The sequence below is a fragment of the Emticicia sp. 17c genome (assembly GCF_037153985.1).
Classification (GTDB): domain Bacteria; phylum Bacteroidota; class Bacteroidia; order Cytophagales; family Spirosomataceae; genus Emticicia.
In genome coordinates this window covers 275,159-292,197 of record NZ_JBBAYI010000009.1, presented here as the reverse complement: position 1 = coordinate 292,197, position 17,039 = coordinate 275,159, and the positions used below count along the sequence as shown (strand labels likewise).

Sequence of the window (17,039 nt, the reverse complement as noted above, 5' to 3'; positions counted from 1 at the left end):
AGTACCTGTCGTATTTTTACAAATAGTTAAATCAGCTACATTGATGGTCACCTCTGGATTCACTGTTAGTACTCCTGAATCCGTCGCTGAACATTCTTTGCCGTTGGTCGTTACTTTACAAGTCGCTGTGTAGGTACCCGCTGTACCGATTGTCAAGGTGCTACCTGTTGCTCCTGTGTTCCATGTTACAGTGCCTGTGCAACCTGTCGCTACTAAAGTACCTGTGGTATTTTTACAAATAGTTAAGTCGTCTACATTGATGGTCACCTCTGGATTCACTGTTAATACTCCTGAATCCGTCGCTGAACATTCTTTGCCGTTGGCTGTTACTTTACAAGTCGCTGTGTAAGTGCCTGCTGTACCGATTGTCAAGGTGCTGCCTGTTGCTCCTGTGTTCCATGTTACAGTGCCTGTGCAACCTGTCGCTACTAAAGTACCTGTCGTATTTTTACAAATAGTTAAGTCGTCTACGTTGATGGTCACCTCTGGATTCACTGTCAATACTCCTGAATCCGTCGCTGAACACTCTTTCCCGTTGGTTGTTACTTTACAAGTCGCTGTGTAAGTGCCTGCTGTACCGATTGTCAAGGTGCTACCTGTTGCTCCTGTGTTCCATGTCACAGTGCCTGTGCAACCTGTCGCTACTAAAGTACCTGTCGTATTTTTACAAATAGTTAAATCGTCTACGTTGATGGTCACCTCTGGATTCACTGTCAATACTCCTGAATCCGTCGCTGAACACTCTTTCCCGTTGGTTGTTACTTTACAAGTCGCTGTGTAAGTACCTGCTGTGCCAATGGTTAACGTGCTGCCTGTTGCTCCTGTGTTCCATGTCACAGTGCCTGTACAGCCTGTCGCTACTAAGGTACCTGTGGTATTTTTACAGATGGTTAAATCATCTACGTTGATGGTCACTTCTGGATTCACTGTCAATACTCCTGAATCCGTCGCTGAACACTCTTTCCCGTTGGTTGTTACTTTACAGGTTGCTGTGTAGATACCTGCTGTGCCAATGGTTAACGTGCTACCTGTTGCTCCTGTGTTCCATGTTACAGTGCCGCTACAACCTGTCGCTACTAAAGTACCTGTGGTATTTTTACAAATAGTTAAGTCGTCTACATTGATGGTCACTTCTGGATTCACTGTTAGTATACCTGAATCCGTCGCTGAACATTCTTTGCCATTGGCCGTTACTTTACAAGTTGCTGTGTAGGTGCCTGCTGTGCCGATTGTCAAGGTGCTGCCTGTCGCTCCTGTGTTCCATGTTACAGTTCCTGTACAACCTGTCGCTACTAAAGTACCTGTCGTATTTTTACAAATAGTTAAATCAGCTACATTGATGGTCACCTCTGGATTCACTGTCAATACTCCTGAATCCGTCGCTGAACATTCTTTGCCATTGGTCGTTACTTTACAAGTTGCCGTGTAGTTGCCCGCTGTACCGATTGTCAAGGTGCTACCTGTGGCCCCTGTGTTCCATGTTACAGTGCCTGTGCAACCTGTCGCTACTAAAGTACCTGTCGTATTTTTACAAATAGTTAAATCGTCTACATTGATAGTCACCTCTGGATTCACTGTCAATACTCCTGAATCCGTCGCTGAACACTCTTTGCCGTTGGTTGTTACTTTACAAGTTGCTGTGTAAGTACCTGCTGTGCCAACTGTCAAGGTGCTACCTGTTGCCCCTGTGTTCCATGTTACAGTGCCAGTACAGCCTGTCGCTACTAAAGTACCTGTGGTATTTTTACAGATAGTTAAATCAGCTACATTGATAGTTGGAAGTGAATTAACGATTATAGTACCCTGTGCAGAGGCAGTACAATTGGCACTGTTAGTACAAGTTGCCGTATAGGTTGTTGTTCCTGCTGCACTTGGTGTAACTGCCAGAGTAGACCCCGTTGCACCGGTATTCCAAGTTACTGTTCCTGTACAAGTACTTGCCGTTAGCGTTGTGCTTTCGCCTAAACAAATAATTTGTGAGTTGACAGTAATGGTTGGTTTGGGCTTATCATCAATTTTAGCAGTAAGCGATTTAATACAAGTTGTTGCATTTTTATCTCTTATATATATAGTATAGTTACCTGCCGCTAAATTGCTGAATATATTAGATGTCTGCCAGTTAGTGTTGTCTTTACTATATTCATAGTTACCACTACCTCCTGACGCCGTTACAGTTATTTTTCCATCAGTCTGTCCGCAAGTTAATTGTGTAATTGAAAGAGATCCATCAACTGCTTCATAGCAAGTAGTGATTTTAACATTGTCAAATTTCAATGCTCTACCATTACAATAAGCTACGAATCTTACTTTAGTTGCATTGGCAGGGGCCTGCATCGACAAAGGCGTTATAGCTACCAGTGTTCCGTTATAAGGATTGGTAATGATTGCTTTACCAGATGTTCCAACAACTGCATCACTGGCATTCAGGAACTCGAAGTATATCTCAGCCGTTGCTGGTGCTGATTTATCGTGCGTTGCTGCTACTGCCGTTAATGTGTAGGTTTTACCTACTGCAACACCATTCGTAATTACCTGATAAACCTTATAACCATTAGAAGTGGTATTATCGGCGTTATTGAGAATGGCAAAATTACCAGTAGAAGAACCCGACGATAGTTCGAAACCACCATTTTGTGGACTCCAGCTACTTAGGTCAGTATTAAAACCACTGTTTTGTATAAAGTTGTCAGACACGCACACACATGGCACACAGGTGAGTGTTACCTGAACGCTCTTTTTACAAAGGCTCGAACTAGTGTTTACGTCTCTTACATATATAGTATATGTGCCAGCGCCTAATCCGATAAAGGTATTAGACGACTGCCAGTTAGTATTATCTTTGCTGTATTCAAACTCACCACTTCCTCCGCTGGCAGCTACTGTTATTGTTCCAGAATTCTGGTTACATACAGGGTCAGCCTTACTATCAACTGCTAAAGTTACTGGGTCATAACAAGTAGAAAGCACTACGTTGTCAAATTTCAATGCTCTACCATTACAATAGCCTACTATTCTGATTTTTGTGGTATTGGCTGGGGCAGTATATTTAATAGGCCCAATAGGTAGCAAACCATAAGTACCCATATCGTTGGCTACATCATATTTATCAGAAGTGGCCAGCCAAGAAGTACCATTGTAGAACTCCAGATAAATCTGAGCTTTTTTTCCGGGTTTGTCGTGTGTAGCAGCATCGGCATATAATGTATACTCTCTTCCTGCTACTATGCCATCAGTAATATCCTGATAGATGTATCTGTCGCCCGTGCCATCACTGTTATTCAGGATAGCATAATAATTAGTGCCACTAAGCGAAATACCAAACTCGGTATTAGATGGGTTAAGTGTCCATCCGTTTCTGTTATTGCTCTGGAAATTACCATTTGAAACAAACGAATTCGATAAACAGTTGGTACAACAGTTTGTCGATGGTGTTTTGAAAGTAACATCTGTAAAACACGCATCTTTGCCATTCCATACCCGAACAGTATAACTTGTATTTGGTTTTAAACCTGTAAAGGTAATAGAAGACATATTAGCCCCTAAGGTAATGTTTGAACCTGCTCCATAAATAGGAGTAGTTCCGTAGCTGGTTCCTTCGTTTATATCGGCCTTTACTGGTGAAGAAGAACTGTAATCAAGATTTGAGATAGTGGCTGAACCATTGTTTTTTGGTGATGAGCCATTACACGTGCCACCACTCACCGAAATATCCGAAGAATTGATAACGGGTGCATTACAGATACATTTAAAGTTGCCGCATACAAATGAGATAGACTTACCCGAAACTCCTGCTTGATATTGAAGGTAGGTAAAGAAACCCTGATTTGTACCATTACTCAAAGCACTATAATCAATTTTGGTTACGCAGTCTCCGGCAAAGGTAGTAACGTAGATATCTCCACCCGGACCAAAAGCAATATCGAACGGATTTACGTCGCCCTCTGCGGCATCGCCATTATGTACGCTTGGTTTCGGGAAATAATATGTACCCAAAACACTTCCATTGCTAGAATTATATTTAACCAGACGGTCGGCCTGATTGTTGTTATTAGCCATTACAGCCCACAGTGTTCCGTCTGTATTGAAGGTAATACCTCTGTAATAAAATCCTGTCGGAGCAGTAGCAATACGTGTGCTTGTACCCGATAGGTCAGCATTAAGCATTTCGATGGTACTGGTACCATTACCGAATTGCCAGTTAGTAGTGAAGTATACTTTTCCACTAGTTGGATGAACAGCTACCCCCCAGAACTCTTTCGCTTGAGAGTTATTGGCATTGGTTTTAGAGAAAGTCGAAACTATTGAGTTGGTAGCAGTGCTTATTCTATATACTTTATTATAAGTAGTAACATATAGATAGGCGTAGTCTTTAGAGAGTGTAACATCAAGTAAGTCTTCGCCTGAAATATTTATAGGTGATTTAAATGAAGCCGTATTGTAATCGTATACACGTATCTGCCCCTGATTACAACAGGTAGCTATATAAGCTATGTTTTTTTCGGGGTCAACGCACATCCCTTCTCCACCTCCACCGGTATCGAACTTACAACTTGTAATTGCGTTGTTTGACCCAAACTGGTACACATCTGTACGGGCAGTATTGGTATTATTGGCATAGATTAGCTCACCTACCAACATGTAATATTTATCACAGTTTAGAGGGGCATTCTGTGCCTCTGATACAGAAATATTAAACCAGGAGAATAGCACAGCCATAACAGCCGGAAGGAATCTTTTCAGATAAGACGCCTGTGCTTTCTGGAATCGATGAGCCTCGTCTGACACAGGCATTAAATCTGCCTGCTCAACCAGACTTACCGACTTTTCAGGAAGTAAGTGGTGGAATAGCGTATTCAGCAAAAAGTTCGCTTTTCGAGTTACAAAAGTTCTGCTAATACCTGTAAACCAGGATGTAGAATTTCTCATGGTATTAATTGTTACACTCAATAGTAATTTATAATATAAAAAGACCTTGTGGGTCGGATTTATTCACTTCAAACAGCTTTAGCCTTGCCAAGCTAAAGCATTGATATTTTTAGCAATTTTGGTTCCTTCTGACAGCCCCACTTCGTTGTCGTGGCAGGTATGAATTCCACCATACATCCGTGAGTCAGCCGTTTCTCTGGCTGCATGCCAGAATGAATAAAAATGTCTGGCTTTGTATTCTACTACTCGCTCGTTATCCATTTCTCTACCCACGTGCGAATTGTCAGTAAATTCAAAAGGGCTTCCATACATATCTGTCAATACGATGGCTGCCGCTGCTGCCTGTGCTGCGTGTCCTGAGTAAAAGGCCGGAAACGGAGGTTCTGGCCAATAAAGATTCCAGAGTGTAGCAATATTATAAAAAATAAATGACCATGGCCGTTGGGCATGGTAAACGTATTTACATTTCCAGCAATTAATAAAGGCATCTGCTACTGCCATGCCTACTCTTGCGTAGGTCTGAGTGGCCTTAAAGAAATCGGCTTTGGCCGTAAGAATAGTAATAGTAGCAATATTGTATGAATGACCGGGGGGTGAGAAGGTCTGCGAGGGGTCGTCGCCCCACCAGTTAGCAATTTCTTTTTGCTCTTGCGTCAGCTTACCTCTCATCTGATATACTTCATACATCTGCTGATAATAGTCTGAATCTTTTCTGAAACTGTAAGGAATTTTTGCAGGAATTTCAAGCTCAGCGTTTGCTACCACAAAAGTGCGGTTTTTACCCCAGTACGGATGTAACGGTAAAGCAACCGGCGACTGTCCTTTGGCTGGTGCTTGCCAGTAACCATTACCGGTAGGTACATTGTAAGTACTATCAAAATTACGCTTGTAACCCTGATAACCACCGTCTGTTTTTGACCATTCAAAAATAGCTCTGGCTATCTCCTGACCGTAGCTAGCTGAACGTTCAGCTATTTCTTTGTTAGATTCTGTTTTGTAGATAGCGTTTTCGAGCGAGTCGATACTGGCTATATTATTTGAAGAAGTTTGCTCGTACAGATGTTTAAGCATATAGGCTTGCCCTGCATTTAATGCTAAAGCCCAGTTGTATTTTTGTTTCGGCTCAGGTTGAGGTAACTGTTTTAATCCATTTAACTGCCCTGATAACGATTTGTAGGTGGCTTTACCGTGTACAACACTTTCATACATGGTTAAGCCCATATATCCCAACGAACGTGACCCATAAGTTGGTGAGCCACCCGGGGTTTCTTTCAGTATTTTCAATGTCATTCTACTCCACTTAACCGGCACGTCAGCACTCATTCCTTTTTCCGGTTTTTCTCGTGAAGTTTCATTTCTATCATTTGCATAAACCGCAATACCACTTACTACCATACAGATAGCAAGGGTAACTTGTCGTATAAATGGTGATAAAAACTTATTTTTCATTCCAGACCAAATTATATCTCAAAAATTCACTCAATCGTTTTTACAAGTGCTACCTCAATAGGTTCATTTGCACTATGCAATAATATCATTCAAGATACCTGTAAGGGTTGCTTACCTGAGTCAGATTACGAACATATTTACTTTGAGAACAACAGGCCAGAGAGGCTGATTGTGAAGAAACTTTAACATTAACACCAGCACCTGAAAGGGCCTACTCTTTTACAGCCGATACCCTACGGGCTATCGTAGCAAGAACGGGTAAGAGCCAAAAGCGAAAGAAAATGCTGTGCATTTACCAGCTAAAGGGAAACTTCCCTCATCGTGTTAAAATTAGTAAAGGTTCACTCAATAGTAAAAATGTATTCGGAATTCAACTAATATAAATTAGGTATTCTTTTTTTTTGATGTTAAGACGATAATAATTGTGAGACGTCACACAAAGCAATTCACCAATAAGCAATTATTATTCTTTACTTTTTATTTGAAATAAAACAATAAAAAAACATAGCATGGCATAGTATTTGAGATATAAAAATGGCATAATTAGCCAAATCCATGCCAAAGTATATATTCCTTTGTTTTATTTCTGCAATATACAAAAAACCCTGAAAATTGACCTTCTTTACCGAAGAATACCTTTTCAGAAGCGTTTCTTATAGTTGATACATATACAAATAGTGCAAAAATCGTGCTAAAATTTATTATACGTAAGCGCACTGATGAAAAAACTGACAAAAACCTTTATTCTCATATTTCATCTTTATATTTGTACTTCAATCAAACGCAGTTAATGTGAAACTCTGGCAAAAGGAAAGCAGTAGAAATATTTCTGAACAAACAGAAAGTATCATTGAAAATTTTACGGTTGGTAATGACCGCGAGATGGATATGTATCTGGCCGAATTTGATGTACTCGGCTCAATGGCACATGCCATCATGTTAGAAAAAATTGGCTTACTCAAAACCGATGAGTTAGGCAATCTCCTGAAAGAGTGTCGAAAGATATACAATGATATTTTAAATGGCAAATTTTTAATCGAGAAAAACATTGAGGATGTGCATTCGCAGGTAGAATGGCTCTTGACTCAGGCTCTCGGAGACACTGGCAAGAAAATCCATAGCGGCCGTTCGCGTAATGACCAGGTGCTTGTTGACCTGAAATTATTTATGCGCCATCAGGTACGAATTGTTGTTCAGAAAATTGAGCTTGTTTTTCAGAAATTAATCGAACAAAGCGAAGCTACTAAAGGGCATTTGTTACCCGGTTATACGCATTTGCAAATAGCTATGCCTTCGTCGTTCGGGCTTTGGTTTGGAGCCTATGCCGAAAGTCTGGTAGATGATGTACAGATATTACAGGGAGCCTATAAAGTTGTGAACAAAAACCCGCTAGGCTCAGGTGCAGGCTATGGGAGTTCGTTTCCGCTCGACAGAACGTTAACAACGCAGCTACTAGGTTTCGATGACCTTAATTATAATGTAGTATATGCCCAGATGACACGTGGCAAAACTGAATATACAGTGCTATCTGCTTTAACTTCACTGGCCACTACCCTTTCAAGAATGGCCATGGATATTTGCCTGTATAACTCACAGAATTTTGGTTTCTTGGTGCTGCCGGATGCCTTTACAACCGGAAGTAGCATTATGCCTCACAAGAAAAACCCCGACGTAGCAGAACTACTCAGAGCCAAAACCAACCGATTAAAAGGCTTGCCAACGGAGCTGGCTTTTGTTACAAGTAATCTGCCGAGTGGATACCATCGGGATATGCAGATTTTGAAAGAGATTTTAATGCCTGCCTTTACTCAACTCAACGAATGCCTCGATATTACGGCTTTGATGTTGCCTAATATTCAGGTAAAAGCGGACTTACTGGCCGACCAGAAATATGACCCTATTTTCTCGGTTGAAAGAGTTAACGAACTAGTAATGGAGGGCTTGCCTTTCAGAGATGCGTATCTGCAAGTAAAGGATGAGGTTTTTGGAGGCACGTATGAAGCCTCGCGCGAATTGAATCATACATTGGAAGGAAGTATCGGCAATTTATGTAATGACCAAATTGTGCGCATGATGAACGAAGTAATCAAAGGCTTTGAATTTGACAAAGTTGACACCGCTCTGGAAAAACTTTTAAACTGGGAATAATCCTATTTTAACTCTGGCTGTTTTACTTAAACGTTCACAGCCAGAGTTACCTATTCTTTTATCAGTTTTGTAGCATATTTTGTTTTCTCATCATATACCTGAATAATATAAAGTCCTTTTTCTAAGGCTTCCAGATTTAATTGTTTTTGAGTGTCAAGTTTCCCCCGCATTAGTTCTCTCCCTGTTACGTCTACAATCCGATAGTTAAATACCTGTTCAGTATCAATATTTAAAATACTCCGAACGGGGTTCGGATAAACGTTAAACTTTAGTGCTGCATTTTCTTCTGTTGATAATATGCCCGAAGAATCAGTTTTACTCATTTTCCATACCTGCCAGCCATGCGTATAGGTAAAAGCGTAAACGTAAACCTGATTATTAAAAATGAATATACTACGAAGGCTGATTCCCTCAGGGCCTTCCACAATTTCAGGATAGGGTATTATATTATCAATACCTAAACGTACAAGCTCCGCTCCGGTAGCAGGTGTATAATCTACCATATAGTTACCAATAGCCGTTTGCAACAGATTGCCCTGATAATTTACTTTATATTTTTTTGTTAGCCTAACCCCGTCAAAATCCCAATAATAAGTATTTCGCTCGGTATCTCTCGAAAAAACGTACGAAGGCCCAGAGTCAAAAAATCGCCCTTTTTCGCCTGTATCAATTAATTTTTTTTCGGTCATTCCCCAATACTTCCATGCACTTGTATTCATATCTATTCGGGTTCCTAATAATACGAGTCCGGTAGTTGGCTCAATAATTACCTCATTAGCCTGAGCAACCGGATACAACTGTTCGGTTTCGAGGTCAATATAATTACATTCAAATACCGGAAAATTATTTTTGTCAGTATCTACAACTCTCGACACAAAAAGACCTTTACCAAAATTAGCGAATCCGTTAGGTAGGGTGAGTGTATTAAAATCAATTCTTTTATTGTCTTTAATTAATACCGTTTTCGATTCGGCTCTTAACAGTAAAACTTCTCCGAAAGCAGTATTATAACTTTCAAAAAAACTAACATACAGGTTATCAACTACTATATCCGTTTTACTGGTAAGCATATTAATGATAACCGTTTTAGGCGATTTATTATCTGTACTACCTTGATGGTAAATAAGTTTACTTCCCTGCGAAAATGCCGAACCTACATCTTTTCCGACTTCGGTTATTTTGCCTCCTTCGCCTACATTATAAAGGTTAAATACGGTATAGTCTTTGTTGCTCATTCTTTTTGTATAAAAGAAATGATCTTTGTAGGCAAACACATACCCAATGTAATTATCCAGATATACTACTTTTCCGTTTTCGATGGTAAAAAGTTCATAATATGACCAATTATCGGGGGTTGCCGAATAAGTAAGCACATATATATGGTTGTCTGGCACGTATACATCGAAGCCATATATAGTTGGCGGAATGTTCTTTATCAGATACCCCTGCCCATTTTCAATTACATAAAGTTCGTTTTTGCTGGTTGTGAACACAATATATTTCTGATTACTTTTAATAGAAACGATGGGGTCTGTCTGCCCTATTTTTTTTGTACCTGCCCGAGTGCCATCTGTTTCATAAATAAAACTTGTGGAAGTGTTTTCAGGATACACAAAATAGACTTTACCGTTTAACTCTGTTACCAGATTTCCAGTAAAGCCGTTGCCATAATCGAAATAGCTACCAACATCCATTAAGAACTCGGCACTGTTTTTTTCTCCGTTACTCACCCAAAGTTGTGATTTCTGTATAACTGGATTCCACCGCCAGAAAAGTATTTTATCTTTCAGTACTCTATAAGAAAATAATTCCCCTCCATCTGGCCGGAATATGTTCCTTGTCGGAATCAGTGGTGTTTTTGTAGTAGTAATATTGTAGAGATTATCTGAAAGTAACAATTTCTGTTTATTAATTACAAGTATACTATCGGGGGCATCTTTGGGCTTATAACTTGTTATACTCAGTACCGAATCGAGCTTGAAATTATAGGTGAGTTTTTTACCGTATTTATCATCCAGAATATAAGTATCAGTATTTACCTGAGTAATTGTGAGGTTATTGGTATAAGCAAAACCAGAGGTATATTGCAGGCTTTTACTTCTTTTATGGGCAGCGGTGTTCAGGTCAAGGCGATTCAGGTAAAAAGCATAGATACCTTCGCCCACGTACGCATTGATATACATAAGTTTATCACCTATAATAGACATATTACCCACCAAGTTAGTAAGCGCGTAAGGCATATCTTTATTACCCCTGAAAGCATCAGCCGGAAGCTCCCATTTAACCTGAGGCTCGTTTGCTGCGTTGAAAGTGTAGATTTTTAGCCCATTCAGAAATTTTATCAGATAAATATTATCAGCCGTATCTTTTATCCAGAAACTGAGCCAGTTATCAAACCCACTATCCGAATCCCAAGGTTCTAAAACGGCGTTTCTTTCATCATCGGGCAACTTATGATATATCTTTTGTCCGGCATTAGTCCAGAAAACGTAATAGTCATGGTTATTTCTCGACAAATACCTGAAATCATATATGGTCATGTTTTCTGAGTCAATAACATTTACAATATGGGTGTTGTCTGGCTTAATTTTGTGTATTTCATATAGTTGGGTAATTCTGTTATATTTCATGTAGTGTAGCGTACCGTCAAGAATCATGTACCTGTTTATGTCTTTTTCCCAAGATGTTATCCGGTCTGTTGAATCGAGCCAAGCAAAAGAAGTACTAGGAGTTGATGTACCGTCAGGCAGGTACTTGTAATGAGAAAAAAACAGCAGCAATTTATTAGCAAATACCTGAAAGTCGGCCAGAGAATCTGCGTTTGGAAGGATTTTTATCAGTTTTTCACTATCGGTTTTCCAGAGGTATTGCTGGTAAACATAAGTATAACCGTACTTTTTTATTGGAGACCTCAAGGCATAATAATATTGAGGAGCAGTACCACTGCTATCTTTTAGTTGTTTTGTATTAGCCAATGTGCCATCTGACACCCATAAGTTTGTACCATGTTCTGGGCTGTAAGCAAAAAATAATAACTTGTTATTGAGGGTGTCCAGATAAGAAGTTGTAGTAATGCTTTTGGTAGTAATATTGTCAAAATTTGTAATTTTTTCTTGTGCAGCAACGGCTAAAGCACCAAATAAAAACCATCCGAGTAAAGTAAGTCTCGTCATAAAATTAATTTTATCAGGACTGACTTATTTTTTACGCGGATGGTTGTAATAATGTTGTTCTCTATTTTTTATCGCTAACAGCTACTGCAATTTTTGAATCGGCTGTTCCATAATACAAAAACCAGCGATTTTTAAAATGCACAAGACCCTCAACAAAAACTACATTGTTTACCTGCCCTGTTAACTCATAGGGTTTATCGGGCTCAAAGAAAAATGTTTTTGAACGGTCAAGAATCTTCGAGGGGTCGTTCGGGTCCAGTAATACCTGTCCGGCTCTATAAGCATTTTTAGTGTCGGTAGCTTTATTCTGAAAACCCTTGTTAGCACTGTTGTAGATGAGCAGAATACCTTTATCAGTAATAAAAGCTGCCGGCCCTGACTCTACCAGCCAGCTATCAAAGTTATCGTCACGTGGCTTTACAATTGGTTTAGGTTTACCACTTTCATCTTCCAGAATCGTCCAGTCTGTCAGGTTTTCCGAACTCGCCAGAAAAAGATTGGTATCACCAAAATACATCCAGTATTTACCATTGATTTTTTTAGCTACAAACCGTTCATTTATTTTTTCACAGATAATTGCTCCAGATTTCGACCAGAGGTTTTCGTATTTAGCATCTTTAAAAGCTAACCCGTTTTTGGTCCATGATTGTAAATCAGGCGACGAAGCCACGCATAATCGGGCCGTTTTACCGTCATAGGCCGTGTAAGTGAGTATATATTTGCCATCAGGCGATTCTACCAGACGAGGGTCTTCACAGCCACCCGGATACTCGTATTTCTTCATAAAATCGTTCGACGGATAAAACACTGGCTTGGGTTGTCTGTTAAAATGAATACCATCTTCGCTTATAGCCAGCCCCAGGCGTGAGGTTCCGTCTACCACCTTTAAGGTATCTTCTGCCCGATACAACAAAAAAACTTTACCGTCGCGTACTACAGCCGAGGGGTTATAAACATCTTTTGCCTCCCAGTTAATACTTTTTTGCAGAATAGGGTCATCAAATGTAGTGGTATCGTTCGGTAGTAAAATCGGGTTGCTGGCGTCTTGTTTTACAAAAGGAATAAGTTGCCAGTCTTCTTGGGTTTTATTTTCGCAGGCGCAGGCAATAATAGAAAGAATAAAAAGGTATTTTTTCATAGATTTGTATTTTCTGTTGCACTTATTTAGGTAAGTAATTGAGCTATTTATCAGGATTGTATTTATATCACAATCCTTCTTTCAAATATAGAGACAATCTGAATAAAAATTAAAAAAATGAGGCTATTAATCTTTCTTATCTGTTTACTGAATATTACTCCCTTGCTGGCGCAAGAACGTTTGATTTTAATTGGTGGCGGCAAAAGGCCAACCGACGCACTCAATAAGTTGATAGAACTGAGCGGAAAAGACAAAGGCAAAATTCTGGTGATTCCGTGGGCAAGTGGCGAGCAGGACGAAAGTTTTGAAGCGTTCAGTAAAGATATTGCAGCCCTTTCGGGCATTAAGGTTGAAAAGGCGGCGGTGTCTCCGCTTACACCTGACACCAAAGCAGTTTTTTTGCAACAACTATCAACAGCCACAGGGGTATTTTTTACAGGCGGCGACCAAACCCGCATTATGGCCGTTTTACAGGACGAAGAACTACTGCTTGCCCTGCAAAATCAATACAAAAAACAGGTAGTATTTGCCGGAACAAGCGCAGGAACAGCCATTATGAGCCAGAAAATGATTACCGGCGAAGGCGATTTTAAAGTAATAGATGGCTCAAAGGTTGAAGTTAAAAAGGGCTTGGGCTTACTGACAAACGTAATTGTTGACCAGCATTTTATTAAACGCCAGAGGCAAAACAGATTAATTGGCCTGATATTTCAGAACCCTGACTTATTGGGTGTAGGTATCGACGAAAATACAGCTTTATATATAGAAAACAATCGTTTAGCCGAAGTAATGGGCGAAAGTCAGGTAATGGTTTTTGAGGCCCTCAAAAATACCCGTGAAATGAAGTTTATTTTATTGGAAAAAGGCGAGAAGTTCGATCTGAAAAAAAAGAAACGCGTAAAGTAATACACTAAACTTTCGGAATGCAACAGACATTTTTCTTACCTTTGCCCAAAAATTGAATTTCTGATGAGTACCGACCGTTATATGCAACGCGGGGTTTCTGCCGCAAAAGAAGATGTACACAAGGCTATCGAAAAGCTCGACAAAGGCTTATTTCCGAAGGCTTTCTGCAAAATTTCGCCTGATACCTTAGGGGGTGACTATGACTATTGCAACATTATGCACGCCGACGGAGCAGGAACCAAGACCTCGCTGGCTTATTTATACTGGAAAGAAACCGGCGATATTTCGGTATGGAGAGGTATTGCACAGGATTCGATTGTGATGAATACCGATGACCTCATTTGTGTAGGCGCCACAGGCCCTATGCTTATATCATCAAGTATCGACAGGAACAAAAATAAAATTCCGGGTGAAGTTATTGCCGAAATTATTAATGGTACGGAAGAATGCCTTGCCATGCTTCGTAGCCACGGCATAGAAATACACAGCACAGGCGGCGAAACCGCCGATGTAGGCGATTTGGTGAGAACAATTGCAGTAAACAGTACTGTTATTGCCCGCATGAAAAGAGCCGATGTTATATCGAACGATAAAATACAAGTGGGCGATGTAATAGTGGGGCTTGCTTCTTATGGCCAAGCCAGTTATGAAACGGCGTATAACGGTGGCATGGGTAGCAACGGGTTAACATCAGCCAGACACGATGTGCTGGATAAAGTTTATGCCGAAAAATATCCTGAAAGTTTCGATGGAGACATTGACTTTTCGCTGGTTTATAGCGGTAAAAAACTATTAACCGATTCTGTGGCAATTGAGCCATATAATGCTACGCTCGACAGCGAAACGCTAAATAAGCTACCCGATGCAGGTAAGTTAATTCTCTCTCCTACCCGTACATACGCACCGGTAGCTAAAGTATTTCTGGACGAATTGCGCCCACACATTCATGGAATGGTCCATTGCAGTGGCGGTGCGCAAACGAAAGTATTACATTTTGTTGATAACCTCCATATCATAAAAGATAATCTCTTCCCTATTCCACCATTGTTTAAACTCATTCATGAACAAAGTGGCACTAGCTGGCAGGAAATGTACAAAGTGTTTAATATGGGGCATAGGTTAGAAATATACCTTGATGAACAATACGCTCAACGAATTATTGAAATAGCCCAATCGTTTAATATTGATGCACAGATTATTGGGCGGGTTGAAAAATCTGATACCAAAAAACTCACTATTAAAAGCGAGTTTGGCGAATTTGTGTATTAAAAGAAACTACCATAAAATTTAAAGTCTGTTTGAATTTATAGCCTGAACTATAATTTTAAACAGGCTTTTTTTGTAGTACTTACCCATCCTATATTGTGTCGGCTGGTGTTTTTGTTTGCTTTCTGGCTTTGGTCTTAAGAATGATTAAGCGGGGCTACCAACAATTATTCCAAAGATATTTTTAGCTAACAAAACTCTCCTTTCCGCTTTGTATCTACCTGATTTACAACACATTATATATTGAAATATATATTTATCGGAAAAAAATTTTCTAGCATGATTTTTGTACCGCTTAATAACAAAACAGATGAATCGATACTCGTGCTACTATGAAGACAATTACTATTGGTGGATTACTATGTCTTTTTACCTTTACTCTTTTTGCGCAAAGTACACAGACACCCTCTGAAACCGTTTATCGTAGCTTTTATAATCAGACCATTACTATTCACCCTGACAACCCCGACAAGGTGATAAAGAAAAGGTATGGGGTATTTATTGATACTACGAAAAACTCAGTTTTTGCCAGAAATCTGATTGAAAAAATGGAGTTTGACGACTACCACGAATCGCTAATACAGCGGGCTTGCCGTGATTTCAAGGCTTCAAAAAAATTAAAGGAATTATGGTCTTTTAAAAATGACCCCTTATTAAGTCAACTTCCTAAAAAATGGTTTGAAGCACAGGAGTTAAACGGTAAACCTTATGTTTTTTGCCCTAAAGTTTTTAAAAACCATTACTTTTTTACCCTTACGGATTCTACTGTTATGGTAAGCCAAGGCTTAGGGCCTGACACCTACTTTATAAAGTCAATTCAGAACCATAGCAGTGCCATTGTAATTGAGTGTTTTCAGGGAGTTAAGTTTACGATAAAAATTCTGGATGAACACACCAAACTGGCTGTCTGGAAAATGGAAAACAAAAACATTGATAAAGGTGTAGTGTATCGTTTATCGGTTCCGGTTGATAGCTTCAAATATTATCACATGATTGTGAATCATAGTGCCGAAGACAAAGTGCCTGACGATTTGGTTTTTGATGAAATTGACCTCGAAAATATTCTTTCTGCCAATACCAACTCCCCCCTACAAGGCTTCTTGCAAGCAGGTAATAAGTAATTTCTCTTGTGCTGTCTTTTAATTGCCAATGCCGCAAGTATTGTTTTAGCTTGGACATTCAATAATCTGCCAACAGATTCGTTAAAAATTTTAGCTATTGGTTTAGCTGTTTGGTTTAAAAATTGTGCTTTGTTCAGTACTTTTTATTCTATCATTATTTTACAATGCAACTCAAATACAAGTAATGAAATTTATACTCCCGATTGTCCTGATTTTCGTTTGTTTATCTGGTTATTCACAAAATAAAGACCCGTTTTTGTTATCGGTTGCTGATTTTGACACCAAACTGAAATCAAAAGCAGAAACCGCACAGTTGGTTGATGTCCGTACGCCTGCCGAATACGCCAATGGCCACATTAAAAGAGCCATGAATATTAACTTTACTGACGACGATTTTGAGGAAGCAGCAAAAAAAACTCTTGATAAAACCAAGCCCGTTTTTGTTTATTGTTTTTCAGGGAAACGCAGCACCGATGCCGCTGTGTTTTTAAGAGGGTTAGGTTTCAAAGAAGTATACGACCTGAGCGGTGGCTTTGCCCAATGGACAGCTTCGAGCAAGCCTTATGTATCGAGCGCTACGAACACCAGACCAATTGCCGCATTAACCCTGCCTAATCTGGACGAAATTGTTCGTTCAAATGAAATTGTATTGATTCATTTTTATACCGATTGGTGTGAGGTATGCAAGAAAGTAACGCCCCTACTTAACAAAGTTGCTGACGAGAACAAAAAAATAAAGTTACTCAAAGTTGATTCCGAAAAGAACGATATTATTTCGTCTGTTTTTAAAGTAGAAGAAACCCCCACTTACGTAATCATAAAAAAGGGTAAACGCGTATGGAGCGGAACTGGCGAAATAAGCGAAACAGAGATACAGGAGGTACTCCAGAAAATTAATACGCTATAAACAAA

General features: G+C 39.7%; 8 protein-coding genes and 1 pseudogene. 5 read left to right on the top strand and 4 right to left on the bottom strand.

The features are described from left to right. Nucleotides 1-4,926: pseudogene (locus WAA15_RS18045) on the bottom strand (hypothetical protein); the annotation flags it as partial. Nucleotides 4,927-5,004: 78 nt separating this feature from the next. Further along, entirely contained in the window at nt 5,005-6,375 is a 1,371-nt protein-coding gene (locus WAA15_RS18040; protein ID WP_337044223.1) for a vanadium-dependent haloperoxidase, read from the bottom strand. Between the two features lie 792 nt (nt 6,376-7,167). Here WAA15_RS18040 and argH point away from each other — a divergent pair. Continuing rightward, a complete protein-coding gene (gene argH / locus WAA15_RS18035) occupies nt 7,168-8,523 on the top strand; it encodes an argininosuccinate lyase (protein ID WP_337044222.1) in 1,356 nt (451 codons plus the stop codon). 50 nt (nt 8,524-8,573) lie between these two features. Here argH and WAA15_RS18030 read toward each other — a convergent pair whose 3' ends face one another. Then, nucleotides 8,574-11,696 (bottom strand): T9SS type A sorting domain-containing protein, encoded by a 3,123-nt coding sequence (locus WAA15_RS18030; protein WP_337044221.1) that lies wholly within the window; start codon nt 11,694-11,696, stop codon nt 8,574-8,576. Nucleotides 11,697-11,757: 61 nt separating this feature from the next. After that, entirely contained in the window at nt 11,758-12,834 is a 1,077-nt protein-coding gene (locus WAA15_RS18025; protein ID WP_337044220.1) for a glycoside hydrolase family 130 protein, read from the bottom strand. A gap of 117 nt (nt 12,835-12,951) precedes the next feature. On the opposite strand from WAA15_RS18025, the gene WAA15_RS18020 reads away from it, so the two are divergent. The 4 genes from WAA15_RS18020 to WAA15_RS18005 all read left to right on the top strand — a co-directional run bounded on the left by WAA15_RS18020 (nt 12,952) and on the right by WAA15_RS18005 (nt 17,034). Continuing rightward, on the top strand, nt 12,952-13,740 hold the full coding sequence (locus tag WAA15_RS18020; RefSeq protein ID WP_337044219.1) for a cyanophycinase: 789 nt from the start codon (nt 12,952-12,954) through the stop codon (nt 13,738-13,740). A 63-nt stretch (nt 13,741-13,803) separates the two neighbouring features. Beyond that, complete coding sequence (locus WAA15_RS18015; RefSeq protein WP_337044218.1) at nt 13,804-15,009, top strand: AIR synthase related protein; 1,206 nt, start codon at nt 13,804-13,806, stop codon at nt 15,007-15,009. Between the two features lie 329 nt (nt 15,010-15,338). Continuing rightward, nucleotides 15,339-16,127 carry a hypothetical protein gene (locus WAA15_RS18010; RefSeq protein WP_337044217.1) on the top strand — a complete coding sequence of 263 codons (789 nt, stop codon included), beginning with the start codon at nt 15,339-15,341 and terminating at the stop codon, nt 16,125-16,127. Between the two features lie 184 nt (nt 16,128-16,311). Further along, nucleotides 16,312-17,034 (top strand): rhodanese-like domain-containing protein, encoded by a 723-nt coding sequence (locus WAA15_RS18005; protein ID WP_337044216.1) that lies wholly within the window; start codon nt 16,312-16,314, stop codon nt 17,032-17,034. The last annotated feature ends 5 nt before the right edge of the window (nt 17,035-17,039 follow it).